Genomic DNA, 25497 nt, shown 5'->3' with positions numbered 1-25497 from the left:
AATGATGGAGCTTGAAGCTCTTGATGCTTCAAAAACTGGACGTATTAAAGTCATCGTGCAAGATAATGGCCCCATACATCGATGTAAAGAAGTTCAACAGTTATGGTCAAAGTGGGAAAAACAGGGTTTATACATCTTCTTTTTACCTAAATATTGTTCTCAAATGAACCCAATTGAATTGGAATGGCAACACCTCAAAAAAGACGAATTAGCTTCTAAAATGTTTGACGATGAGCTAGACCTTGCTTATGCCGTAATGGATGGTGTTCAAACCAGAGGGGAAAGAGGAAACTATAGTACCCAACGTATTAAATTTAACCGCAATCACTTTGGTTAACTTTTCGTTACGTATTTAGGAATTTTCCTGCCCACTTACTTAGTCCAAAAAACTTTGATTTTTGACCCAGTACTTTTGCCTATTGACTGCCATCGCAGAAAATATGTGTGCCAGTTGCGTAAGTCCTAAGTAAAAAATCTGGCGTTGCTCACCCACAGGGAAGAGTACTTTAAAAAACTGAATTTTTGAATTTCATAGTTGGATTCAGCAATGCCAAAATTCTTAATTTATTCCTCTGCAAGGATTTGGCTAACTCCATCTCCAAACAGGTGTGGCGGAATCTGTTCTTTTGGTAGCAGTAAATTATCAATCAGTTCTTCTCGCAAACCTTTAATAGTGTAGCTACCTTCTTGAATGCAATCTAATAAAAGATTACAGAGATAAAGGTAGTTATCTAGAGCTTTAGTATCCTCTTCCGAAAATTGTACATTATAACCAATATCTAGCTGTTCAAGCATCACATTTTGCAAGTCGTCTGCCCACTTTTGCCATTCGGAGGTTGAATTTTTATGGCCAGGTTGACAAGATTGTAAAAATTTTAAAGCATCTGCTAAATTAACATTACTATTTTCTGTGGCAATTTGAATCGTTTCTTGTAATTTAGACTCAAAGGTAAAACTCTCATCAACCTCTAGACGTTTTTGAATAAATTTACTAGATTCGTAAATTTTCCAGCTTTTATTAGCTGCTTTATCACTAGCAAAACTATGGATAACTGACAAGTTTTTTACAAGTAAATCTTTAAAATTACTATCTATAATTTTGTGACGTTTCTTATTAATCTCTCTCAAATTTACAGAAAGGCTTTCGGCAATATTGCGGTCTATATTTATTTCATTATTAATATATAAATCTGTATCTAAATCTATAGTTAAGTAGAAAGCTCTCCATGAACTAGATGAAAGTTCTAATGTCTTTGTTGTTAGTTTATATAACCATTTCAAAATTTTCTGCAATTCATCGCTTTTAACTAGTTCATTTGCATAGGAAAAAATTAATTTCATAAAATTGTCAGTTTCAGTTATTGGAAATCGACAGGCAATAATTATAAATACTTCTCGCCAATGAGAATCTGTTAGATGTTGTTTTACAATCTTGTTAAAAATAGCAGGATCACGACTTTCATATATATATTGAGCAGTAAAATACTCCTGAAAAGTTAAATGGGAAAAGGCATAAATCCCTTGAGCTTGTTCAGCAAGAATACCATGATGCGTCTCAAAAGACTTCAAAACTAATTGGCTATCATCATCCAGCCTTTTATGTTCAAATCCATCAATATTTTCAATAAGTTTACGAATTTTGGCTCCTAACTCAAATTTATGCCAAAAGTGTCTTTGTGGCTTTTCAATAAAAGCATCATATGCTATTTCTGCTAAAATATTTATTTTTAGCTGAAGTGTTAAATTGCCTGAATAAATTGTTTCATGTTGTATTTGGCGATTCGTATCCCACTTTTTTAGTAGTACTTCTACTGCATCATGGTATAACTGATATCTATTCATAGGTAAATCATAATTATCTCCAGCGACTAAACATAATAGCGTTAGTAATAATGGATTTTTGGCTAATTCTTTGACCGATGGATTAGCATTGAGTCTACGCAAAAAGTTTTCTAGCTTATCATTTTGTGTTTGGCTTTTTCTAAACCAATTATTTATAAAATTTTCTATTTCTTTATCATCAAAATCTGCTATTTCTACCTCTGCAAACTCTTTAAAAACATATTCACAAGCTCCATGACGGCAAGTAATAATCATATGATTATTACTATACCTTTCATTAAAATCATCAATAATTTTATATATATAACGAGTATCTCTAGCTAAAACTTCATCTAAGCCATCTAATAAAATCAAGCATTTCCCCTTCTCCAAGTAATCTAGAATCAACTGGTCTACATCGCTGCGAATATCTTTTAATTCATCAGGAATCCATTTAGCAAACTCTTGGAGAATAGCTTGAACTAAGCTTTGTCTATTTTGATATTCTGCGAATTTTTTCAAAGATATAAAAAATGGCAAAGGTTTTTCTGATGTATTATCCTGCTCGGTAAAACCATGCATAGCTATATACTTTAAAAAAGTAGTTTTACCCGCCCCTGCCATTCCCCATATCATCAGCCTGTGGTGTTTTTTTACTACCTCTAGACCTGGAACTCCTTTTTGATGGACTATCTGACCAAATCTATTACAATCTAGACTATTATCTTCTAATTCTTGTATACTTTTTCCTCTGCGTCCTTTGATACTTTCTATAATATTTACCTTGACAAAAATGTCATCTAACGAAACAGGCTCTCTCATAGATAATACTTTCACAGTGTTACATTCTTTTCTCAGATACTCTAGATAAGAATCTAACCAGCTTTGTTGTACAAATTTAGATAGAGTTGCAGGAACAAATTTTTTTAGTGCTTGTTGATAGCTTGTACATCCTTCTAGTAAAACGTTACATAAATAGTTCAGATTTTTCTCCTGCATCTTTGGTGTAGGTGAGGTGTTAAAAAATTTACGTATTGTTCTTTCTGCAATTAAATGCTCATGTTCAGTAAGGTGATGTGGAGATTTTGAATCAAGTTTTGACATGAGAACTTTCGGGGAACCTCCAAATTTTTCGCTATAAGCCTGTTTTAGTTGATTAAAAACTTGCTGATTAACTTCAATTGATGCCATTGATAACCTCCTATAAAGTGATGATATTTGTACAATTGTGTTGCTTTATAAAAATTAATCTGTTATCAAACAATTAGATAATTAAGGCTAATTTTAAACACTTACCAATCTTCTATCATAAAGGTAAAAAGTCTGCTTTATGTCAAATTGCCGTTAATTACTGCTTATTACCGCTTGTTGCCGCCAAATGCTTTGAAATCTTTGGTTCAATGTGTATTGACTCAGATATTGCACCAGTTTCCACAAGCGCCTTAGAATGAAGTATAAGGCTAATAGCTAAACTCAATTAAAGCTATTAGCTAACAAATAAATTGATTGGTGGGAGATGGGGTAGGTGCAAGATGTGAGTTTACATTAAAACCCCCTAGCAAAAAGGCTAGGGGGATGAGTCTAGAATTTAGAATCTTTGACTATTGATTGGTTGCTTTAATTATTACTAGCTTTTTGCCGCATGAAAGGAAGCAAAACCTGAATTAGCCCTGTTGCTGCTCGCAATAAAATAGCAGTAGCAATCATGAGACTGGTTATACTATCAGCTGGTAATTTGTCTGTAAGCTTTGTTGGTACAGGCATTGGCACGCAAGAATCTATAGAAGTATTTGTATTAACTGACTGATCTGGGTTGTTTACTAGCATCTTAGTTTCCTCTTGAAGTATTAGAGTCAAAACCCAGAGGCAAGTCAGCGTCATACTTTAGAAAGTATGATAACCTGAAGTTAGATAATAAATGTTTTGGTCTAGGAAGCCTCTGGGTTTCAATCTAGGCCTTTTTTTGACCTTAAATACAGTATTACAAACCAGAACGGCATTTCAGAAGTACATTAATAGGCAATATGAGTGAAATTAACGGAATTTTAGTGGCCTAAATTACTCGCTTTTACACTCATCTGTTACAGTTGTTTTTTTTAGCAATAAGTCTTCTATCTTTTTGCTTAATTAATTAAAGAATATCCTAATCCTAAAGACTGAAAAGCATTTGCTACTTGATATCAAGTTAATTAAGTAGATAGGCAAAAATTAAAGTAACCGAACAAATATCAAGGGCTGATAGTTATCTTATTTTTTGCCCTCGTCTTGTTTTAACGGTAAATCTTAATGCCAGACTACTTAAGTAACAGTATACAAGCATGTTTTAAGTAGTATAAAACACTTGATTTTAAACTACATTAATGGCTTGTTTTCAGTTTTTCGGTTAGTGCGATCTGTTTAACAGTTGTTCTACTCTCGTTCTCTTGCTCCTCAATATTTCCAAAATAATTTTTTGCTAAGAAATCTTCTCCACAACAGCCTTCTTTCCAGGTATCGCCTGCCTTATGTTTGCATACATTTTTAGCCAGACTTTTATTCATAGGAGTTTGGCTCATGGTTGCTTACCTCTGTGATATAGAAATGTCTTAATGTAAGAAGTATACATTTTAACGGTAATAAGCGGCAATTAGCGGCAATATTGCAATATTTGAAGCAGCTTTTGAGATAAAAAAGTACATATTTTTAGTAGCTTATTTTACTTTAGTTAGCTTGTGTACTGTGACAATCACTTTTTTATAAATAAAAAACTCCATCCCCTTGTGAATGGAGTTTCCTGCCGCCTTCAATAAAAAAAGGCAGTAGCATCAATTGCCATTGCCTTTTTTCAAAAGTAGTCTCAAAATTTTTATTGTATCAACTGGTACTAAGGCTTGTACTCATCTGCGGGGTCACCGTAGGGGTCTTCGCTGGCTGGTCTGACGTTACCGAAATAGCCTTGGTCTGCGCCTTGGTCTGCGGGGTCGCCGTATGGATCTTCGCTGGCTGGTCTGACGTTACCGAAATAGCCTTGGTCTGCGGGGTCGCCGTATGGGTCTTGACTGGCTGGAATGGCATTCCTGTAGTAGTCCGCGGGGTCGCCATATGGGTCTTGACTGGCTGGAATGGCGTTGCCGTAAAAGTCCTGGTCTGCGGGGTCGCCGTAGGGATCTTCACTGGCTGGACGTACTTGGCGATCGCCATATTCGCCTTCTTGTTGATCTTGAGCGCTGTTCGAGCCTGTAAAAAAATCTCTAGCCTTTCGCCAAAAGTCATCTACCATCATCTTTCTCCTAATTTAAGTTCGTGTGTTTTACCTGCGCGATCGACGCTATTGACCAGAAAGTCAGGTTACATTTACAGCCTTAGTCACATAGGTTAAAACAGTGCTGATTGCTCAAAGCTTTGAGACAAATAGGTTTATACTCAGGACTCAGCAGTACAGACGATTCGGCGAATCGTCTCTACTCAGGACTCAGCACTTTGCTATACACACGCTTTGCTAATCTAAAATGCTGGGGCTGAGGTTGGGGCTACATCGCTGAGATCCCGACCAGTGGTACGCCCGTTGTAGCCTTGGAAGTCTCGATACTGTTGCGCCTCAGATTCCGGGACTCGAATACCTTCTGATGGTGGGGTTACCCAATGGGCACGGTGTTCAGCATCGCGGTAGTATACACGCCCGTTCTTGGAAAGATAGTATTTACCTTGTGCTCCTTCAGTTTGAGCATTTTTATGTTGGTTGTAGAGGTAGTAAAGTGCAGCAGCACCAGCCAAAATTGCTACTTTCTGTCCTGTAGATAATCCCTTTTTAGCTTGAGGTTGGTTGGTGCGATCGCTCACTGTTCTACCAGCTGTATCATCCACAGGTGGCGGTGGTGAGGCAGTCCGGGAACCTCCTGTGCAACTACTCAGCAATGGCACTGTCAGCAACGCTGAAAGCAGTACTGCCAGGAAACGGGTAGCTATTTTACTCTTAAGGTATGATGTTATGTTCATTGTATTTCCTCATCACCCTGCGTTTGTTAAAAGCTGTGCTGCTGTAGAAACAGAGTTAGGTTCCTGCTAATTCTCCGAGAGTAAAAAAACATTTGCCATTTGCCACTCACTCGTAACAACAGCACGGGTACAACGGTTCACCACCCATGATGAGCTAATTTGTCAAATATTCCGTCCTGCCTTTGAGAGAAATTGCATTCTTCCCAAGGAAATACATTGTTAATTAGCTATCAAGCTCTCTTCAATAATTAGATAGGTTATGCCAATTCGCCCCCAGCTTCCCCAGCTCCCCCAGCTTACAAAGAGCGATGGGATATTTATTTACTTGGAAGTCCCCAATACCCAATGCTTGCTTGCCCTATTCCCGACCTCAACAAATAATCTCGCTGCGTAAGTCCTGGTTCTAAAGGTTGTTGTAAAGCGATCGCTACATCAGCACACAAGTCGTTGAGGACAACGTAGAAAATCCCACATCTTGCGCCAACGGCGCTTTGACCCATGGCCAATGACAGTCATTACTTAGCAAAAGTAGATTTTCCATACAGATGGAGACTAACTTTGCCTGTATCTTTAGGAAGATTACTTGTCGTCAGCTATTATACGATTTATAACTTAGCTTGTAGATTACTATCTAATTAGTTAAGTTTTACTTAATTTAGAATTTTTTAAGATTTTATACCTTAAGATTTTCTTTAGATTGTTTATAGCTCCACTATGGTATGGAGCAAAAACCACGAGTAGTTGCAATGGGGGTATGTGTTGTGAACTCTTCAGCATTACGTCATCTCTGGTTTGTGATCGAAGAAACCCAGACTAGCGCTCTTCTGGGCTTCAGTGATGCAGAACTAATCCAGCAATTATTGAAACGAGTGGAAAAAGATAAGCTATTGACTGGTGAAGAAACCAACACCATGAGAGCTTATATTCGTTCCAGAGTCCCGTTAATTCGGGATTTGGCTATGGCACGTTCAGCGTAAAATAATTTACATCTATTCCACGGTTGGAACTATAAAGTGTCGTTATATTCAACTTAAAGTGAGCCTCCTACGGAGGCTCACGTCATTTTATGGCTATGAAATTTTAACCGTACTTCTTGTGGCACATGAAAAACTACACCACCTCGTTATAGGCAGGTGGTTACGCTGTTTTATCTATTTCTCAATATCTTAATTATTTCTTTATGCTCTGCTATTATAATTAGATGTAAATCTAATTAGATTTGCATGTAGCTAGGGGTCAGAGTAGTTAAGTAAAATATTGGTCAAAATACCCCAGACATACCCAAAGCCACCCGTGAAAAGAAGGAGGCAGAACATGAGGCTGGTTGAACGTCATGTCATTGATCAAAATCATCAGCATTGGGCAGAGATTGACGCTCTCAGCTTCAAAGCCAAGAATCTCTACTTAACTCCAACTGTGCAGCTTGACTCTACAGCAACAATAGTGCTGCAACGGCAAACTTTGCATTTCTGTGATTGAGATTTTTTGTACTAGTTTATTAACCTTTTGCCATGTTATACCGCTTATCAACTAGGAAGAGAAGAAGACAGAACATGCTTAAGCAGGGCATTTCGCTTGTACAAGCAGCTAGATTTTTAGGTGTAGATCAAAGTAGTCTCTATACAGCTTTGCAAAAAGGACAAATTCCCACTCAAAAAAGAGATGGGCGAACTGTAGTGACTTCAGGTGCATTAATGGAATATCGAGCTAGACAATACAGCAATTTTCAGCATTGGCGTAATTTCTAATTGAGTCTAAGGCAATCATCTTAACCTCCCAGCAGGCTCTCAGCTAGCCTTCGGATATAGTGGCGGGACGAATGGGAGATGAATTTTGAGGCATTTCTTCGGGTCTTTACAAGTTGAGTAACTTGTGAGCCAGCGAGGTCTTGGGGTTTCCCCAAAAACCGCGCTGGTTTTATTTTGACCGTGCCTATTTTAGATTTTGGATTTTGCAGGACTTACGCAGCGACCTTGTGGCTAGAACCAATACGGTTCGGTTAAAGGGGAAAGGGGAAAGGGAAAAGGGGAAGAAAAACCTTTAACCCAAGCCCAGTAACCTTTTCCCCAAACCCTATTGTGAGTTTAAAATGCTTATCCGAACCCTATTGTGACTAGAACAAATCTCAAATGCGAAATTGGTTGACTTTTGAATTTTGCAAAGCGTTACTATGCTTCATACTCTCAACAATACAGGTAGCATAGATCAGTAGGGGCGGAAGAGTAATTCATGTTAAACTACGACCCACTTGTCTGCTTACCATCAGCTGAGGAGTTACCACACTCAGACGAGCCAGATGATATTGAAAAATAATACGCGATCGCTCTTTCACATCCATGACCACAAGTATTGATTTCCTCAGTCACCTCAACCCTAGCCAACGTCAAGCCGTGGAACATTACTGCGGCCCTTTATTAGTTGTTGCTGGCGCAGGTTCCGGTAAAACACGAGCATTAACTTATCGTATTGCTAACCTGATTCTCAAACACCGTGTTGACCCAGAAAATATACTGGCGGTTACCTTCACCAACAAAGCCGCACGGGAGATGAAAGAACGGATTCAAAAGCTGTTTGCTGAACAATTGGCAATGAAAGAACACGGTCAACGTTTTGATTTGTTGCCAGAATATGAACAGAATCAATTGCGATCGCAAGTTTACAGAACTACCATCAAAGATTTGTGGTGTGGTACTTTCCACAGCTTATTTTCTCGGATTCTCCGCTTTGATATCGAAAAATATCAAGACGAAAAAGGACGCCGTTGGAATCGCAATTTTTCTATTTTTGATGAGTCCGATGTTCAAAGCTTAATTAAAGAAATTGTTACGAAAGATTTAAACTTAGATAATAAAAAATTTGAACCTCGTTCTGTCCGCTACGCCATTAGTAACGCTAAAAACCAAGGCTTTTCACCCCAAGAGTTTGAACGCGAGCAACCTAATTATCGCGGACGGGTAATTGCTGATGTCTATACTCGCTATCAAGATAAGCTAGCAGAAAATAACGCCCTAGACTTTGATGATTTAATTTTAATCCCAACTAAACTATTTCAGCAAAACGAACATGTATTAGGTTATTGGCATCGCAAATTTTGCCATATTCTTGTAGATGAATATCAAGATACTAACCGCACTCAATACGACCTCATCCGCCTGTTGGTGACTAATGGAGAAGAGAGGAAGAGTGAATGGGAATGGCAGAATCGCTCAGTTTTTGTAGTAGGTGACGCGGATCAGTCAATTTACAGCTTTAGAATGGCAGACTTTACCATTTTGTTGGAATTTCAAAACGATTTTGGTGACGGTTTACCAGATGAAGATACCCGCACAATGGTAAAGCTTGAGGAAAATTATCGTTCTTGCGAAAATATTTTACAAGCAGCTAACGAACTGATTGAAAATAATACCCAACGGATTGATAAAATCCTCAAACCCACAAGGGGAGCAGGTGAGGAAATTTATTGTCATAAAGCGGATAATGAACTAGAAGAAGCTGACTTCATAATTCGTCAAATTCGCACTTTAGAACATCATAACCCAGAGTTAAATTGGGGTAGTTTTGCCATACTGTATCGTACTAACGCCCAATCTCGTCCTTTTGAAGAATTGTTGGTGAAGAATCAAATCCCCTATACAGTTGTGGGGGGAATCAAGTTCTATGACCGCAAAGAAATTAAAGATGTCCTGGCTTATTTAAGAGCGATCGCTAACCCAGCTGATACAGTTAGTTTATTGCGAGTGATCAATACTCCTAGACGCGGTATTGGTAAAGCTACTATTGAGAACTTGGTAAATGCATCCCAACAATTAGGTACAACACTTTGGGAAATTCTCAGCGATGAAACATCTGTGAATACATTAGCGGGACGTTCTGCAAAAGGTGTGAATGCTTTTGCCGAAATGATTAGCAAGTATCAAGAACAAATTGCAACGGTTCCAGTGTCAGAATTGTTATTAGGACTGTTAGACGATTCTGGCTATGTCCAAGATTTGCAAAATCAAGGTACAGATGAATCTGAAGACCGCATACAAAACGTCCAGGAACTTTACAATGCTACACTGCAATTTCAAGAAGAAAACGAAGATGTTTCTTTAACAGCCTTTTTGCAAAGTGCTGCTTTAAGTTCCGATTTGGATAACTTGAAAGAAGGACAAACAGCAGTTTCTTTAATGACTTTGCACGCATCTAAAGGTTTGGAATTTCCCGTAGTCTTTTTAGTGGGATTAGAACAGGGATTATTTCCTGGCTACCGTTCCCTGAGTGACCCAGCAGCTTTAGAAGAAGAACGCCGCTTGTGTTACGTTGGGATTACTCGTGCCCAAGAAAGGTTATATTTATCACACGCTCGTGAACGCCGCTTATATGGTTCTCGTGAACCAGCAATGCGATCGCAATTCCTCGACGAATTACCCGCAGAATTATTAGCTTCCCAAAGCAAAGTTCGTCAAACTTATATCAAAAGTGCTGCAAGTAATGGTAGAGGAAATACAACACAGAACTGGAAAGTAGGTGATAGGGTATTACATAAAACTTTTGGTATTGGTGAAATCACACACATTTTTGGTTCTGGTAATAAGCTTTCTGTGGCGATTAAATTCGCTAGCCTAGGGCAAAAAATTGTTGACCCCCAACTAGCACAGTTACAAAAAGTGGAGTGATAGTAATTCGTAATTGGTAATTCACGCCAAAATTATTTTAACGTAGACGCGTAAGCGGTGAAGCAGTACGGTCTTGGGGTTTCCCCAAGTGGAGTAACTGCTGAACCCGAAGGGCTTTCCGCAGGCTACCGCCAAGAACGCAAAGGACGCAAAGAAAACTTCTTGCAAAAGTCGTCTTTGCGCCCTCTTCTCCGCGACTTTGCGACTCTGCGTGATACAAAAAAATATTTTTGCAAGACGACTAATTAAGATTGTATTGTATTTATTTCTACTTTTTGAAAATGTTCAACAGTGGGAAATGGTTCATAAAAATGATGTAAAAGCTTTTTCCACTCTTGATACTCAGCAGAACCTCTAAATCCAATAGTATGAGATTCTAAAGTTTCCCACCTGACAAGTAATAAATATTTCCCTTGGACTTCTATGCATCTATGGAGTTCATGGGATATATATCCATGACTCGATGAGATAATAGTAGAAGCTTTTTTGAAAGCAGATTCAAAGTCAGATTCTAAACCAGGTTTGACATTCAGCATCGCTGCCTCAAGAATCATACTATTTTCCTAATAATTAAACTGAGGTAATTTTATATAGTTTACTGGGATGCGATCGCGCCAACTCGACATCTTCAAAAATAATTCTTGAGTAAATAAGTAATTGCTGCACAAAACGGAGTATATTCTCCCTTAAAATCTGGTTTTTCATAACCTTCAGCAAGCTGTTGTATTTCTTCCTCAGTCAAACTATCAATATCACCTAATACAGCGTCAATTGCTACCCTACGCATATTTTGTAGTTTGTCAATGTTGAGTGCAAGCTTCTCAATTGTTGTTTCAGCAGCAGCTTTTTTATCTGGTTCATCAGTTGGTTGAATTTCACCAGAAGCAAGGTATTTAAAAAAATCAACGCAGTTTATTTCTAGAGGCGAAACCATCAAATCTTTATCGTACCAATACTTTTTCTGATGTCCACAATGTACTGGAACAGGAGGAGGTTCTTCACTTTCTCCTTAACATGAAGCGATGAGATTTGTGTATTCTAGCGCCAAATGAGGATAACTACTACGAGGTTTGAGGTGTTCTATGTGGCTAGTTTCTCTAGTGATACGCATTCCACAATAGCTACAAATATACCCCTGCTCTTTTAATAAAGCATCATGTACAATAGGTTTTTCTGGTGCTTGAAAAACATTCCAGCTAGGTTTCCAATCATCATTTTCTAAAGCTTTCCAACAAGTAAATTTCGATGGTTCCTCATTCTTATTGATGTACTTCATCGATTGAGAATTTCCTTGCGTCGGATGAGTACATCTGCCTTGACAAACTCAGGTTCATCTGCTCCAATTTCGTTAGCTAATTGTTGACGTAATTCCCTAGCACCTTCCAAATTTCCTGCATCAATTAATCGAAACAATTCTAAAAGGCTTTCCTTAATTTCTTGTGGACGTGCTGGAACATCCATTAAGTCTTCTAAAATACGATTACTATCTCTACCAAAGGAACTTTCTGGACGTTTGGCAATCACACCTTCATCTGTCTTTTCTAAAATGTAAATTTGTTCTGGTTTGACATGACTAATTACTTGAGGCGAATGAGTTGTGACAATAAATTGACAATTAGGAAATGTTCTTGTCAACGCCGGAATAATTTCTCGTTGCCATTTTGGATGTAGATGTAATTCAATTTCATCAATTAAAACAACACCACTACCTTTCAGCGGATCTGGTAAACTTGGGTTAGCGATCGCTAAACGTCTGGCTAAATCTCCCACCATTGCCAGCAAGCATTTTTCACCATCAGATAGTTGATTAACTATGAGTTCTTCACCTTGTTTTTGCACAGTCATTCGCAAAGGAGAACGCTGAACTCGCAAGTTTGAAAAATCTGGTAACAATGAAGATATAGCTTGTCTTACTGCTTCTAATTGTTTATCTCGATACTCAAGATTATCTCTTCGCTTTTCGTTCTCTAAATCTTCTTGGTTTCTAAACCATTCAAAAAAACTTTTGAAGTCTATTTTTCCTACTATAAGTGCCTGTTTATATGCATCTAATTGTTTAAATGAATATGCCTCTGAAATCTCTAACGGCATATCAATAACCGCACGATTTACTGGATAATAAACTGCTAAAGGAATATTTGTATTAGGAATAGTTGCTAATTGATTATTTAAGTTTTCAATAGCTGGTTTCAAATTTTTTATTAATTTGCTACGTATCTTAGTTTATATTTTTGTACGTAAATTTACAACTCGCCTTTTCAGAGTGTCTAAATCTTTGTAATTTCCCAAACTATTTATTATTTCTTTTTCCAAATCCAGAATTTCTTTTAGATTTGCTAAATCACTCTTTTGATCATCGAGATTTTTTGTATCTTTGGCTTTAGACATTGACCAAGTAAATTCTTGCAATTCTATAGACACAGTAATTTCATTACATGTTGTATTATGCCCATTCTCAATATCTTGTGTAGTAAAGAAACGCAAGGATTCGAGTGAGTCTTGAATCTGTTCAATAAACTGTGACAAAAGAATAGCAATACAATCAAGAACACTTGATTTGCCTACCCCGTTAATACCAATAAGTACCGTTGGTTCATTTTCATCGAACTCCAGCGTTAAATCGCTTATTCCACGGAAGGATTGCATTGTGAGGCGCTTGACTTTCATAGTTTTAATCAAGCTTTCTGTAATTGACTAGGTGGGCAAAGCCCACCCTACAACTCTATCAAGAAAATTGCGGCAAGAAATTAAGCTGATTTTAATTGAATGATACCCTTATCAAACACAGTGTTATCAGTAGCGATCGCCTGAACTTCTATTCTATCTGGATACACCTCATAGGCTGCAAAAGCCAACTTTTCAGCAGAGTACTCTGTCCATTCTGAACGCCCTACAGGACGAGTCCCTGCACCACTACCAGTAATTAAATAAGTTGTGCCATTAATAGAACGAGTGCGTTCATAATGATGTTCATGACCATTTATATATAATTGAACACCATATTTCTGAAACAAAGGAGTAAAGGTTTTAATAAACTCTGAATTACTTCCATAAACACCAGATGCATAAATCGGATGATGTCCAAAGACTACTTTCCAAGAAGCTTGACTGCGTTTTAATTCTTGCTCTAACCAAACTAACTGATTTTTCCAATCTGCATTACTATTAGTATCTAAAGCAAAAAATTGCACTTGATTGCGACGAAAAGTATAGTAACGTCCCTTCATGTTAAAGCCAGCATAACGGACTTGTGGTTCACCGTTGGCTGTACGAATATCGTGATTACCTAAACAAGCTTGAAATTTCACACCTTGCTTGAGCAAAGGTTGATATGGACGCTCAAAAACTGCATTAATTTTTTCAATTTCGCCGTTATTGTAAATATTATCTCCAGCTAGAACTACTAAATTGTAGGGATTTCTCTTGTGATAATAATTCATCGCCCCAGCCACAGCATACTGTCCTTTTGCTCCTGTGCCTGTATCAGCAACAGATACAAAACGTAACAGTAAGTCTTTTTTAGGCGGGTTGGCGGCTATGGCTGAATCACTAATATCAGCACTTTGAGTATTTTGACGAATTAACGTCCAGCCTAAAATTCCTGTACCAATAGCGCTGAGGCTACCTAAAAATAAAAATTGACGGCGTTTGAGATTCATTGTAATTGGGGAATAGGGAATGGGGAATGGGGAATGGGGTAAAGTTCTCCCAGTACCCAATACTAATTAGTCAGTTTAGCTGAAGTCAAAGAAAGAGCAATGAAGTGATACATTAAGGCTGTAAAGACAGCACTTATCAGAATTTGTGTTATTTGTCTTTGATTTGCTGCTTTTGGTGAAAGTTCCATGTCACAAGACAATCAGAATTCACAACCACCTTCCTCTCGTGAACCACAAGCTAACCAAAAAGCCCAGCCTTTTTGGAAGTCTACAATTATTCAACTTCTCAGAGGAACCATAGGGGTTCTAGAAGCAACGGTGGTGAAACTGGAAACAGAACCCCCACCTGGTACTGAGTCAGCGCCTGGTTTTTTACAGCAGCTTCAGTCAACCTGGAGTGGACTGTTGAGGAAAATTCGCTCTTTACTACCGCAAAATTTGTCAGCAAAGTTTTCGGATACAGCTTTGACGGGAATTATTGCTGGAATTACCGTCATACTAGTTTGGACAACTTCAACTATTTTGACTGGTAAACCTGCTGAAGTAGCAACAGTTCCCCCTGTTGAGAAAGTTCCAACACCAACACCAACGGTAACGACTTCACCAGAGTCAACGCCAACACCAACACCAACGACTCCACCAGAGTCAACGCCAACACCAACAGCAACGACTTCACCAGAGTCAACACCAACACCAACAGCAACGACTCCGCCAGAGGAAATCACGCCACCAGAAGAAGTCACTCCCCCAGCACCAGAACCAACACCAACGCCGATACCAACACCCACCATACAATTGACACCAGAACAAACTTTGATTGCGGCGATTGAAAATCAAGTGGCAGAAATTAGCGATCGCTTTGCTTCTGGTCTGATAAAGTCAATTCAAGCCAACTTCCGCACCAGTAATTTGACTATCAAAATTAGTGATAATTGGTTCACTCTCAAGGAATCTGAACAAAAGAAACTCGCAGCTGAAGTCTTACAACGTTCTCAAGAACTTGATTTTACCCATTTAGAGATTCTCGACTCTCAAGATAGGCTGATAGCGCGTAACCCTATTGTTGGCAATGAAATGATCATTTTTAAAATCCCAAATTCCAATTCCCAAATCTAAAATCCAAAATCCAAAATCCAAAATCTAAAAATGGCTCAGAGGAAAATATTACTAAAACCTGATAGTTTATGGACAAGTGTTAAACAGCGGACTCAGCAAGCTTTGAAATGCAAAGCACTATTATCTATACCTACAGAGTTTGAATTTGTAGAGCAGGATGGTGTTAATTTTTTAGTACGAATTTTATCTAACCTAATTCGTAAGGATGCAGCTAAAAAGCAACAAGAGAAACAAAATATTATTGCAGGTAAGGAGTTTAATCCCTTCCTTCCCTATGAAGAGGATTTATTTGTTGCAGATATTTCTGATACTCATGTATGTATCTTGAATAAATATAACGTTGTTGACTATCACCTGCTCATCATTACTCGTGCCTTTGAGGAACAAGAAAGCTTACTAACAATAGAAGATTTTGCAGCTTTATGGGCATGTCTGGCTGAATTTAACGGTTTAGCCTTTTACAACGGTGGCAAAATCGCAGGTTCTAGCCAGCGACACAAACACCTGCAAATAGTACCATTACCACTTGTACCTTCAGGTTGGCAAATACCCATTGAACCGTTGCTGGCTTCAGCAAAATTCCAAGACTCTATTGCAACTATACCAGGATTGCCTTTCTTACACGCCTTTGTCAAACTAGACTCTGATTGGTTGCAGTCGCCTTTAACAGCAGCAGAAGCATTGCTAGAGCATTATCACAGCTTATTGCGTGCAGTAGGATTAAACGCAGTTAATGGTGACAGACAGTCTGGTGCTTACAACTTATTAGCAACACGAGAATGGATGTTGATTGTACCGCGATCGCACGAGCATTTTCAATCTATATCTGTCAACTCATTAGGATTTGCAGGTGCTTTACTGGTACGAAACGAGCAAGAAATGCAGCTTCTCAAAAACCAAGGCCCCATGAACATCTTAAAGAGTGTCGCAGTACCAATTTAACCAATAGACCTCTTGCAAAAGTCATATTTTTGCGCCTTTCTTTGCGCCTCTGCGTCTTTGCGTGAGCTTTTCTATATATTCAGCAACGCTAAAATATTGATGCAAGAAGTCTATTGATAAGCTTGTTAAGCTTTTGTCTTAGATAACTTCAAACAAGCTGTTTTTTTACCTAAGAAAAAACCCAGCCCTAATACAGACAACGCCAAAATAGAACCCGGTTCTGGAACACTAGTATAAGTCACAGACTGAACGCCCGCCTCAGTTGCATCATTGGGATTGATAAAATTATCCGTGTAGACTGTGAACACATCGGGTATCTCGAATTGCAACCCTAATCCCTGTCCATTGGGAATTTTCCCCAAAAAGTCGGTAAACACCACCGCTAAAGAATCATCTGCTTCAGTGTAGGACTGACCATTGAAGTTAGCAAAAATCTTTAAGCCTTCTGAAACCGTTACTTGTTGGTCTGCTGCGGCCGCCTCGTCGAACGAAAAAGTACCTGTGAGTGTTTGGCTAGCGTTAGAGAAACTGTAATTCAAGTTTGCAGCTTGTGCAGGCATAGTTTCCCCTACTGCAAAAATTACAGCGCTTCCCACCGTTGCAACCGCTAATTTCTTGAAGATGGAGTTAGTCATTTTTTTCCCTTGATAAAGAACAAGTCCAAGATGACTGATGAAATTCACTGACTCGTGAGGGCTGTTTTCATAGCCTGAAAAATATGGCTCTGATCAAGTACTCCTCGAACACCAGGCGCATCGTAAGTACCAGAGGAATCTGTGAACTCAATTTTTTGTCCCTGGAATCGGGTGAGAGTTGATGAGTATGCACCTTGGTAGTAAACAGGGACAATCCGCCGACTATGACTACCCCAGAGGTACTTATAATTCGGATCAGACCCCCAGAAGTGTCCGGCATCTTTAGGATTGTGCTTATTGAAAGTAATGTCCTTAGCGTTATACTTCAATCCTCTAGCTTTACTGGGGTCAGGATTAGGAATTAGCTTCGATACAAAGTCGTTATTTAGGGTTAGATAGTGGTCGTGGTCAGCAGTCACGATTAACAAATTCTTTTCCCAACCACCATTGTTGTTAATCCAGGTAATCACCTCTTGGACTGCCTTGTCAAAATCATTGACAGTCCCAATCAAGTTGTCCATGTTGTCATCATGAGCAGACCAATCGATGTCACCCCCCTCAATCATCAACCAGAAGCCATCTCTGTCTTTACCGAGAACTGTTAAAGCTGCTTTGGCCAAATCAGCCAAAGTAGGATTTTCGTTAATTTCTCTGGCGATGAAGCTAGCATCAGTTTCACCAGGAGACAGAGGACGGACAGTATCAGGTGTAGGCCCAAAAATCGGATTTCCTGCTGCATCAACCACAGGCACACAATCCCCAGCTGTGGCAGGAATAATTTTACCTGATGGACAGTCGGCGGCAGTTTGCCCCGCACTAACGTTGATTGACTTGACAACTGAGCTGTAGAGTGAACCGTTGTTCAGACCTGTAAGACTGTAGTCTCCCTTGGAGGAACTAACGGGAAGGTTGCCTTCTTGTCCACGGGCACCATATAAACCAAATAATCTGCCTCCATTATTTGGGTCGATTTCCCCAGCCGTGTCTAGTAGTGTCTGAGTTGCATTTGGGCCACGTTCTAAAAAGTTGTAGCCATAACGATTGGATGTAGGGCTGGGGTTATCTCTGAGATGCTCGTAGGTGTCTTGTGTGATATAGGTGTATTGATAGACTGGGCCTGTACTACCTTTATTGTCAAAGTCTAGAGGATGACCACCACCTAACAAAACATTGGGTTGAAAGTTGAGTAATGTCTGTTGCAAAATGCTGTCTTGGTTGGTTTTGTTGGGGTCGTACTTACTGTCATACTTACTACGACGATTGACAAAAGAGGCAGCAGCACCAGGTGTTGCGTGGCTAATAGGTACGGAAGTCACCAGACCTGTAGCTTTACCATTTTCCTTAGCAATTTCCAGGATGGTTTTCAGCTTCTTCTCATAGATATCTACTCCCATCGCGTTGTTATAGCTCTTTACACCCGTGTAAAGAGTCGTAGCGGTGTTAGCAGAGTCAGGATAGCTGTACTTAATGTACTCTTTCTCGTATGTACCAGGATTAGCAGGGGTCAAAGGAATCCAAGGAACAGGGCCTCCTCTACTAGGGTCGTAGCCTGTCAAGTTACCCTCTGCTAAGCTATTGCCATCAAGTCGTTCACCAGGATTAAAAGGAGTAGGCTGGAATGAGAAGTTGGGACGAATAGGACTTGCACCTGTGAGTGGATTAGTTCCATCTAGGGCAGAGTTACCTGTCAAATGCGGCTGATTTTCTGGTTTTTGTGGTGTGTTTCCTTGAATCGTTGTGCCGTAAGTCGTCACTAGTCCATATCCAGTCAGATTTTGAAAGCTCAGACCAGTGCCTTTACCGCTAGTGTAAAAGGGAGCGCCTTTGGCAAGCGCCCCGGCCCGTGCCATATTCCAACCCATACCATCGCCAATCATGATAATTACGTTCACCCCATTGCCAGAGGCTAGGGTTGGCTGAAATACATAATTACCAATTACCAGCAGAAGGGTACAAAGAAGGCCAACCATACCAAAAGCCAGCGTTCTCTTGTACTTTTGCAAAAATGAAATCATAAAACCTCATGGAATTTGTGGAAACCCAAGCCATGAAGGCATGGGAAAAAGCACGACTCAATTTGTTTGAGTCGCAGTGATTCTCCAAGACCCTAGCCTAAAGGCTAGGGTCAGTTACGGTATTGCCTTTGAAAGATACTCTAGGGATGTACAGTTAGTTGTACGCCCCTACAGCCGATTCATGTGTTGCAAATATTTTTGGAAATGGTGTTAACAGTTAATACTGATAAAAATTGGGTTCTAGATGAGTTGCAGCGAAGTCTGAGTATGTAGCACCCAGGCTTGACCCAGTAGAGGTAGGAGCTGATTGAGCAAAGGGAGTGGCTTGAGTTGGGCTAAGGGCTGTAGCTGGTTTTTGCTCTAGTCCTCCCAAGGATAGTAGGAAGGCAATCAGTAGCCCAGATATCATCCAAGGAAATAAACGCTTGTACCGTTTGAGTAATAAAATCATTGAATCAGCTCCTGTAAGGATGGAAATAATAGCTTTTCTGCTGAAGCGCGATCGCTACACTCTTCTTTTGGCAAATCACATAGGCAGGACGCATTGTTAACATTACCAACCTGACCACGTAGACAATTGATGCTCTGAATCACTAAATAAGCAGCAAAAAGCCCTATAAGTCCTGCCACTCCTAAGCTTATGACTCCATCAGCCCAAGTCCAATTCAGCCAAATCACCGCGATCGCTGCCAGTACAGCTCCTACGGAACTGGCTAAATCTGCCAACAGATGAAGAAATGCACCTTTGATATTCAGGTCATGATGGCTACATCCATGCAGACACAGGACGTTAATGCTGTTAACCGCTAGACCAATCAATGCAGTTATCAACATTGGTAAGCCGAGAATTTCTGTAGGTGGAGATTGCAACCGCACTACAGCTTCTCTGACGATCCAACCAGCAATACAAGCCAGACCGATACCGTTAACCAGGGCTGCTAAAACTTCTAATCGATAGCGCCCAAACACAGTCCGCCCAGACATGGATTGAGATAACCAAATTGCCACCAGTGCCAGACCTAATGCTGCTACATCCGAAAGAATGTGTTCTGCATCTGCTAAAAGTGACAGACTATTACTCCAAATTCCTGCACCTAATTCCACACAAAAAAAAGTGCTAAGTAAAACTAAGGCAGTCCGTAACGCCTGAATCTTTTGCTTAACTTGGTTTGATTGCTTGGAATTTAAACTAAGAGAGCGACTAGAACCTAACTCATATACTGAGCTATCTGTCTGATGCCCTTGTGATGAAAGCATCATTTTTAATACTTAAATACCTGTACATCTTAGCCTAAATTTATCAGTGTTATAGTTAACAATTCAATAAGTCAGGTTTAATCTGAGGTAAAAGTATTAAGTTTGGGACTGGGGACTGGGGAACTCGGGGCCCCCACGACCGCAGGGAGGAGCCACTGCGTTGGACGGGTTTCCCGGCAGCCAGCCGCGCAAGTGGCGTTGGGGATTAGGGGCAATGGGGATTGGGGACTGGGGTATCAAGAATTGATGGGCATTCAAAGCCTGCCTAAATCCTGTCAGAATATTTTCTCTGTACTCAATTCCCAATCTTGGAGTCCCCAAAATATTGCTATTGGTAATGATTATCATTTTACTATAGCTTTGCTGTCCTGCGATCGCCCCACAGATCACAGTTATGGCGACATTGTGAGTTAGTGACAGTAAAAGCACCCAAGAAAACCTTTTAAATCTAGAACAGGAATAGTTTATGAATGCAGTTTTAGCTGTATTGCTATCTCTTAGGGAATGATTTTGTAACCAATTATGAAGGAACAGTTACAGAATTTTTAACTAACGTAAATATCTTACATAAACTATGAATAAAGCATATAATCAAATAAAAGGTTAGAAATAATTACTAAAACCAACAAATTAACTATAAAAACAGCCTTCGAGATGACCTTATAGAGCTAGCAATTAATATAATTAAGGTTATTATTAACCATAAATTTCTGAAATGAAAAGCATCTATTATCATGCAAAAAATTATAACTTGAGTATTGTGAATAAATGACTTTGAGCATTTATATAAACAGGAATATCTCCTCAAATTAGGTTTTAACAATAACTAGAGCTATTTTGGATAAATTGTGCTATCAAGTAAAATAGATATTAAAATCACAGTAAAACCAAATAATTTTAGTAATACTGGAGACAAAATATAGATAGTGATTAATTATCAGTAACATATTTTCAATTTAGTAAATTTCGATGAAATAAGCGAAATTTCAACAAAAGTTTTTTGTTGAAATTTGTCTGAATATAATTACTGGTGTGAAATCGCCAAATAAATACTAAAGTTAATGTTTTACTGCGATTGAAACCATAAGTAAAATACTATTAAAAGAGGAGTTTGCTATGGAGCCTCTTGATCTGAAATGGATACGTGCCCAATTTCCGGCGCTTACACAAAAAATCAACGGTCAACCTGCAATTTTCTTTGATGGGCCTGGTGGTACTCAAGTACCAGGAGCAGTACTAGATGCAATCAGTGACTATCTAGTGAGGTCAAACGCTAATGCACACGGGGCTTTTGCCACAAGTGCGCGTACCGATGCGCTGATTGCTTCAGCTCGTGCTGCGATCGCTGATTTTTTGGGTTGCAATAGCGATGAGGTAGTATTCGGTGCTAACATGACTACGCTCACCTTCGCCGTGAGTCGAGCAATTGGTCGGGAATTGCAACCAGGCGATGAAATTGTTGTTACCCGACTCGACCATTTTGCCAATGTTTCTCCTTGGTATGCGTTGGAGGAACAAGGCGCAATTATCCGCGTTGTTGATATCAACGTTGCAGACTGCACCTTAGATATGAACGATTTGGCACAACAGATTAACCAGCGCACAAAGCTGGTAGCCGTGAGTTACGCTTCCAACGCTGTGGGCACAATCAACGATGTCGCAACAATAGTAAAGCTTGCCCATGCTGTAGGTGCTTGGGTTTTCGTCGATGCAGTTCATTATGCCCCTCACGCACCGATTAATGTACATGCACTAGGCTGTGACTTTCTTGCTTGTTCCGCTTACAAGTTTTTCGGGACACATGTTGGCATTCTTTATGGCAAGCGCGAACATCTTAGCAGACTGACTCCATACAAAGTAAAACCTTCCCCAGATGAGTTACCATCACGCTGGGAAACAGGAACTTTGAATCATGAAGGTTTAGCGGGTGTGGTGGCGGCGGTTAACTATTTAGCAAAATTAGGTTGTCATGTTTCCCCCGCAGTTGATAGTGAATTGGTTTTAGCCCTTGCAGAAGCAGACAAGGAAGGATTACAAACATTCAGCTGTCCGCGGTTTTTGACATCACCCGATCAACCTACACATGCGATCGCATCTGCCTATCATAGTCGCCGTGCTGCCTTGGTAGCAGCAATGTCAGCAATTGGGCAATATGAAAAACAACTCAGCCACAAGTTGATTTCAGGACTGTTAGAAATTCCTGGCTTAAGCTTCTACGGCATTACTGATGCGAGTCGCTTTAGTTGGCGAACACCAACCGTAGCAATTAGACTTGCTGGACAAACGCCGGAGTTTACTGCCAAAGCTTTAAGCGATCGCGGTATCTTTGTTTGGCATGGCAATTTCTATGCCTTGAATCTGACTCTTAAGTTAGGTGTAGAAGCAAGTGGCGGCTTAGTACGAATTGGGCTGCTACATTACAATACAGTTGAAGAAATTCATCAACTACTGCAAGTTTTAAATGAAATTGCTGCGCTGAGTAATTGATTGAAGTTGGCTTTAGCAAGGGCAGTTTAATTTATTGATACAAGGCCCCCGCTATAAGTCGTGGCTAGATAGACAAAACCCGCCTACGCGGGTTGAAAAACCTTTATTTTCTGTTAGTCCGCTATGTATGAGACCTCTTGCAAAAGTTACTTTTGCAAGAGGGGGAAAAGGGAAAAAGTTAAAGGGAAAAGGGTTTTTATTAGCCCTTTCCCTTTTACCCCTTACCCTTTTCCCCACTTCTGCAAGAAGTCTATGGTATTAGCCAAGAATAAGTTATCTCTCTTCAGAATCAAGAGTTAATATGGAAAGCTACCTCTATCCCAAATATGAGAGTTTTCCCAACTCTTAGGAGGTTTTATGAACACTAATGTAAAATTATACGATTTAGTCCTAAAAGATGGTTGGGTAGTTGACCCTAGTCAATCAATTAATGGACGTTTTGATGTTGCTGTTAATAACGGCAAAATTGTTACAATTGCTCAACATTTATCTGGCTACAAAGCTAAGCACACAATATCAGCTGAAGGTTATGTAATTTGTCCGGGTTTTATCGATTTACACACTCATGTTTACGAGTGGGTAACTACATTTGGTTTATCCGCAGACGATGTTGGTATCAATGCGGGTGTGACTACAGTTGTTGATCAGGGTAGCAGTAGTCAGTTTACATTTGCAGGTTTTAAATCAGGTGTTGTCAAGAAAGCTAAAACAGATGTGCGCTGCTTTCTTTTAGTTAACCATGCAGCAGATCAAACCATAGGAAACACAGTTTCGGGTCTGGAAAATCCGCAAAAGGTAGATATACATCCACTGATACATTTAGCTGAGGAAAATCCAGAGATTGTCCGTGGCTTTAAAGTACATGCTGAATCGGGATCTATATCTCGCTGGAGTATGGGTGTACTAGAATTAGCGCGTCAATTAGGCGATCGCACTCATCTACCTTTATATGTTCACACAGGAGAATTATTTCCTGTAGTGGAAGCACATCGACCATCACCAGACAAAGTAGTAGAAGATGTGCTGTCATATATGAAAGCCGGCGATTTACTCGGTCACTGTTACAGTTGTCAACCAGATGGAGTAATGGGAACCCGTACCACAGTTCCAGAGTGGCTGTTTACAGCTATTGAACGAGGGATACTTTTAGATTTAGGACATGGACTGAAATTTAGTTTTGATATTGCTTGGCGCATGATGCAGCAAAAAGTCCGACCTCATACTATTAGTAGCGACGTTCACGGAGACTTTAAGAGTGTTCACAATGACACTAATTTGAACTATAGTTTATGTGGTGCTGTTTCTAAACTGATGGCTTTGGGATTGGATTTAGTGGAAGCGATCGCCACTGTCACCATTAACCCAGCGCGTGTTCTCAAAGCTGAAGCAGAAATTGGTACTTTACAAGTTGGTTCAGTTGCAGATATCACTATCCTCAAGTTAGTCGAAGGTGATTGGCTGTTTTTTGACTCTCTAGGTCAGCAATTGCTAGCAAAACAAAAACTAGTTCCGGTGTTGGTAGTGCGTTCAGGAGAATTGATACAGCCACATCGCCGTTTGTTAAGGGATTTAGAGCATCAATAAGCGAAGTGTATTGTAGTTAACATCCGCCTATAGAAATCGCACTTGAATCTTACTAAGTATACTGAGAAACAAAACTTTGTATGCCAAGCTTCTAGCCAATTTGGTTTTTCAGAAATCAAATATAAATTCTATAGGTTGTATGAGGTTTAAATACTGAAAATGTATTCAAATACAGTCAGTTATCTTCATAATATTGTAGTAATCACAAACAGGTTTGATTACGCCCGTTTTTCTTTGCCTCTCTGACTTTATCACTGGCACGCTGCAACAAAGACACAAGGTTATTTTCTTCCATTAGTTGAACAACCCCAATACTGGTGGTGAGTCGAAACTGCTGACCGTTATAGGCTGTTATGATTTCCTCGCTCAGAGCTAGGCGAATTCGTTCAGCTATTTGATATCCTGTGTTGAGGTCAGTGTTGGACATGACAATACAGAATTCTTCTCCACCGTAACGTGTAACCCAATCTCCTGCTCTGACATTAGTTTTAAATATTTGTGCAGCAGTTCTCAAAGCTTGAACCTCACAAATAGCAGTGAGTATGGCAACAGCCAGTACAACAGGCCGGTAGTAAAGTTGCATCTGCTAGGATTGCCAGTGATGTAGTACAACGTACTATAGAGCTTACCCAAGTAGCCAACATCTACCAAATTAATAAAGTTTGCCCAATCCTTGCAAAAGACAACCCCGAACTCAGGTGCAAGGGTGGATGTTGGACAATTGTCACCGCAGCCAATGAATTCAGTTGCACTGTGACAATCTGGGATGGAAACCTGACAGTTGAGGGTGCAGAATGTGGGATACATTCCTGGAATAGAAATTACCATGTGCAACAGTTAATTATAAACCTGCGATCGCATGACTATTTTTTCAGGCGATCGCATTTTTTTGGTCTGCCATAGAAATTTCACTGTGCTGAATCTGGCTGAGAACATAGGTTTACAAGCAAGTGGTAGCTAACTGCAAATTGGGCTACATCTTCCAACATGGTTGAATCAATTCATCATTTTGTACAACTATTTAGCATCGCTGACACTCGAATTCAGCAATACCTTTTGCGTCTCTTCATCATCAAAAGCTTATACGCAAAGCTTCGTTTATCTATTGATTTCGGCAAGTTTCATGAGTTTATTCATTATATGTCAAAACATATAAGTTAATTCAGCAGACAGTTAAAACTTAATTGAAAATCTGAAAGGACAGTTAGGACAGTTAAGACAGTTAAGAAAATACTCTATTAAGATAATAATAAAAAACCTTAAATTTTTCTTAATATTTACAATCAAAAAATAATAAATGGTAGATTGATAAACAATTTTTGATGTAGCGTTCATCTTATTCAACGAA

Annotated in this window: 28 protein-coding genes and 1 pseudogene; 12 read left to right on the top strand and 17 right to left on the bottom strand. The window is 39.5% G+C overall.

All coding sequences use genetic code 11. The features are described from left to right. Positions 1 to 175: pseudogene (locus I8748_RS00400) on the top strand (transposase); the annotation flags it as partial. Positions 176 to 564: 389 nt separating this feature from the next. Here the strand turns inward: I8748_RS00400 and I8748_RS00395 are convergent. The 6 genes from I8748_RS00395 to I8748_RS00370 all read right to left on the bottom strand — a co-directional run bounded on the left by I8748_RS00395 (position 565) and on the right by I8748_RS00370 (position 6296). After that, the gene (locus I8748_RS00395; protein ID WP_198122745.1) at positions 565 to 3012 is read right to left on the bottom strand and encodes an NACHT domain-containing protein; all 2448 of its coding nucleotides are present in this window, start codon (positions 3010 to 3012) and stop codon (positions 565 to 567) included. 426 nt (positions 3013 to 3438) lie between these two features. Next, complete coding sequence (locus I8748_RS00390) at positions 3439 to 3648, bottom strand: hypothetical protein (protein ID WP_198122744.1); 210 nt, start codon at positions 3646 to 3648, stop codon at positions 3439 to 3441. A gap of 530 nt (positions 3649 to 4178) precedes the next feature. After that, complete coding sequence (locus I8748_RS00385) at positions 4179 to 4376, bottom strand: hypothetical protein (RefSeq protein WP_198122743.1); 198 nt, start codon at positions 4374 to 4376, stop codon at positions 4179 to 4181. Between the two features lie 308 nt (positions 4377 to 4684). Further along, positions 4685 to 5080, bottom strand: coding sequence for a translation initiation factor (locus I8748_RS00380; protein WP_198122915.1), 396 nt, complete (start codon positions 5078 to 5080; stop codon positions 4685 to 4687). A 224-nt stretch (positions 5081 to 5304) separates the two neighbouring features. Next, the gene (locus I8748_RS00375) at positions 5305 to 5796 is read right to left on the bottom strand and encodes a hypothetical protein (RefSeq protein ID WP_198122742.1); all 492 of its coding nucleotides are present in this window, start codon (positions 5794 to 5796) and stop codon (positions 5305 to 5307) included. Between the two features lie 317 nt (positions 5797 to 6113). Then, positions 6114 to 6296: a hypothetical protein gene (locus I8748_RS00370; protein WP_198122741.1), complete on the bottom strand. Its 183-nt coding sequence runs from the start codon at positions 6294 to 6296 to the stop codon at positions 6114 to 6116. Positions 6297 to 6557: 261 nt separating this feature from the next. Here I8748_RS00370 and I8748_RS00365 point away from each other — a divergent pair, with 261 nt between their 5' ends. From I8748_RS00365 to I8748_RS00345, 5 genes are all read left to right on the top strand, one after another. Next, positions 6558 to 6773 carry a hypothetical protein gene (locus I8748_RS00365; protein ID WP_318781168.1) on the top strand — a complete coding sequence of 72 codons (216 nt, stop codon included), beginning with the start codon at positions 6558 to 6560 and terminating at the stop codon, positions 6771 to 6773. Between the two features lie 337 nt (positions 6774 to 7110). Beyond that, complete coding sequence (locus tag I8748_RS00360; protein WP_198122740.1) at positions 7111 to 7275, top strand: hypothetical protein; 165 nt, start codon at positions 7111 to 7113, stop codon at positions 7273 to 7275. 74 nt (positions 7276 to 7349) lie between these two features. Continuing rightward, positions 7350 to 7544 carry a helix-turn-helix domain-containing protein gene (locus tag I8748_RS00355; protein WP_198122739.1) on the top strand — a complete coding sequence of 65 codons (195 nt, stop codon included), beginning with the start codon at positions 7350 to 7352 and terminating at the stop codon, positions 7542 to 7544. A gap of 588 nt (positions 7545 to 8132) precedes the next feature. Continuing rightward, on the top strand, positions 8133 to 10454 hold the full coding sequence (gene pcrA, locus I8748_RS00350; RefSeq protein WP_198122738.1) for a DNA helicase PcrA: 2322 nt from the start codon (positions 8133 to 8135) through the stop codon (positions 10452 to 10454). A gap of 57 nt (positions 10455 to 10511) precedes the next feature. Next, positions 10512 to 10703: a hypothetical protein gene (locus I8748_RS00345; RefSeq protein WP_198122737.1), complete on the top strand. Its 192-nt coding sequence runs from the start codon at positions 10512 to 10514 to the stop codon at positions 10701 to 10703. On the opposite strand, the gene I8748_RS00340 is transcribed toward I8748_RS00345, so the two are convergent. The 6 genes from I8748_RS00340 to I8748_RS00325 all read right to left on the bottom strand — a co-directional run bounded on the left by I8748_RS00340 (position 10700) and on the right by I8748_RS00325 (position 14113). Further along, positions 10700 to 11008: an antibiotic biosynthesis monooxygenase family protein gene (locus I8748_RS00340; RefSeq protein ID WP_198122736.1), complete on the bottom strand. Its 309-nt coding sequence runs from the start codon at positions 11006 to 11008 to the stop codon at positions 10700 to 10702. The genes I8748_RS00345 and I8748_RS00340 overlap by 4 nt on opposite strands. Before the next feature lie 74 nt (positions 11009 to 11082). Continuing rightward, entirely contained in the window at positions 11083 to 11388 is a 306-nt protein-coding gene (locus I8748_RS34840; RefSeq protein WP_225896262.1) for a hypothetical protein, read from the bottom strand. Positions 11389 to 11463: 75 nt separating this feature from the next. Next, positions 11464 to 11730, bottom strand: coding sequence for a retron system putative HNH endonuclease (locus tag I8748_RS34835; RefSeq protein ID WP_225896261.1), 267 nt, complete (start codon positions 11728 to 11730; stop codon positions 11464 to 11466). Continuing rightward, positions 11727 to 12647 carry an AAA family ATPase gene (locus I8748_RS00330; protein WP_318781167.1) on the bottom strand — a complete coding sequence of 307 codons (921 nt, stop codon included), beginning with the start codon at positions 12645 to 12647 and terminating at the stop codon, positions 11727 to 11729. The genes I8748_RS34835 and I8748_RS00330 overlap by 4 nt, the downstream gene beginning before the upstream one ends. A gap of 30 nt (positions 12648 to 12677) precedes the next feature. Further along, a complete protein-coding gene (locus I8748_RS36425) occupies positions 12678 to 13121 on the bottom strand; it encodes an AAA family ATPase (protein ID WP_318781166.1) in 444 nt (147 codons plus the stop codon). 80 nt (positions 13122 to 13201) lie between these two features. Continuing rightward, positions 13202 to 14113, bottom strand: a complete 912-nt coding sequence (locus I8748_RS00325; protein ID WP_198122735.1) for a metallophosphoesterase family protein — start codon at positions 14111 to 14113, stop codon at positions 13202 to 13204. A 186-nt stretch (positions 14114 to 14299) separates the two neighbouring features. On the opposite strand from I8748_RS00325, the gene I8748_RS00320 reads away from it, so the two are divergent. Next, complete coding sequence (locus tag I8748_RS00320; RefSeq protein WP_198122734.1) at positions 14300 to 15229, top strand: hypothetical protein; 930 nt, start codon at positions 14300 to 14302, stop codon at positions 15227 to 15229. Positions 15230 to 15259: 30 nt separating this feature from the next. Beyond that, positions 15260 to 16171, top strand: a complete 912-nt coding sequence (locus I8748_RS00315; protein WP_198122733.1) for an ATP adenylyltransferase family protein — start codon at positions 15260 to 15262, stop codon at positions 16169 to 16171. 125 nt (positions 16172 to 16296) lie between these two features. On the opposite strand, the gene I8748_RS00310 is transcribed toward I8748_RS00315, so the two are convergent. The 4 genes from I8748_RS00310 to I8748_RS00295 all read right to left on the bottom strand — a co-directional run bounded on the left by I8748_RS00310 (position 16297) and on the right by I8748_RS00295 (position 20081). Next, a complete protein-coding gene (locus I8748_RS00310) occupies positions 16297 to 16806 on the bottom strand; it encodes a PEP-CTERM sorting domain-containing protein (RefSeq protein ID WP_198122732.1) in 510 nt (169 codons plus the stop codon). A gap of 44 nt (positions 16807 to 16850) precedes the next feature. After that, complete coding sequence (locus I8748_RS00305) at positions 16851 to 18821, bottom strand: alkaline phosphatase (protein ID WP_198122731.1); 1971 nt, start codon at positions 18819 to 18821, stop codon at positions 16851 to 16853. Positions 18822 to 19038: 217 nt separating this feature from the next. Further along, complete coding sequence (locus tag I8748_RS00300) at positions 19039 to 19272, bottom strand: hypothetical protein (protein WP_198122730.1); 234 nt, start codon at positions 19270 to 19272, stop codon at positions 19039 to 19041. Next, complete coding sequence (locus tag I8748_RS00295; protein ID WP_198122729.1) at positions 19269 to 20081, bottom strand: cation diffusion facilitator family transporter; 813 nt, start codon at positions 20079 to 20081, stop codon at positions 19269 to 19271. Before I8748_RS00295 ends, I8748_RS00300 begins: the two co-directional genes overlap by 4 nt. Before the next feature lie 243 nt (positions 20082 to 20324). Here I8748_RS00295 and I8748_RS00290 point away from each other — a divergent pair, with 243 nt between their 5' ends. From I8748_RS00290 to I8748_RS00280, 3 genes are all read left to right on the top strand, one after another. Further along, on the top strand, positions 20325 to 20492 hold the full coding sequence (locus I8748_RS00290) for a hypothetical protein (RefSeq protein WP_198122728.1): 168 nt from the start codon (positions 20325 to 20327) through the stop codon (positions 20490 to 20492). Between the two features lie 702 nt (positions 20493 to 21194). Continuing rightward, a complete protein-coding gene (locus I8748_RS00285) occupies positions 21195 to 22565 on the top strand; it encodes a cysteine desulfurase-like protein (protein ID WP_198122727.1) in 1371 nt (456 codons plus the stop codon). A gap of 357 nt (positions 22566 to 22922) precedes the next feature. Further along, entirely contained in the window at positions 22923 to 24149 is a 1227-nt protein-coding gene (locus I8748_RS00280; protein ID WP_198122726.1) for an amidohydrolase family protein, read from the top strand. 202 nt (positions 24150 to 24351) lie between these two features. On the opposite strand, the gene I8748_RS00275 is transcribed toward I8748_RS00280, so the two are convergent. Next, a complete protein-coding gene (locus I8748_RS00275; protein ID WP_198122725.1) occupies positions 24352 to 24732 on the bottom strand; it encodes a diguanylate cyclase in 381 nt (126 codons plus the stop codon). A 170-nt stretch (positions 24733 to 24902) separates the two neighbouring features. Between I8748_RS00275 and I8748_RS00270 the strand changes: the two genes are divergently transcribed. Continuing rightward, entirely contained in the window at positions 24903 to 25052 is a 150-nt protein-coding gene (locus tag I8748_RS00270) for a hypothetical protein (protein ID WP_198122724.1), read from the top strand. Positions 25053 to 25497 lie beyond the last annotated feature (445 nt).

Source organism: Amazonocrinis nigriterrae CENA67, assembly GCF_016056305.1.
In the GTDB taxonomy this organism is placed as follows: domain Bacteria; phylum Cyanobacteriota; class Cyanobacteriia; order Cyanobacteriales; family Nostocaceae; genus Amazonocrinis; species Amazonocrinis nigriterrae.
The sequence above is the reverse complement of the archived record's forward strand: the minus strand, read 5'-3'. Positions and strand labels throughout refer to the sequence as shown.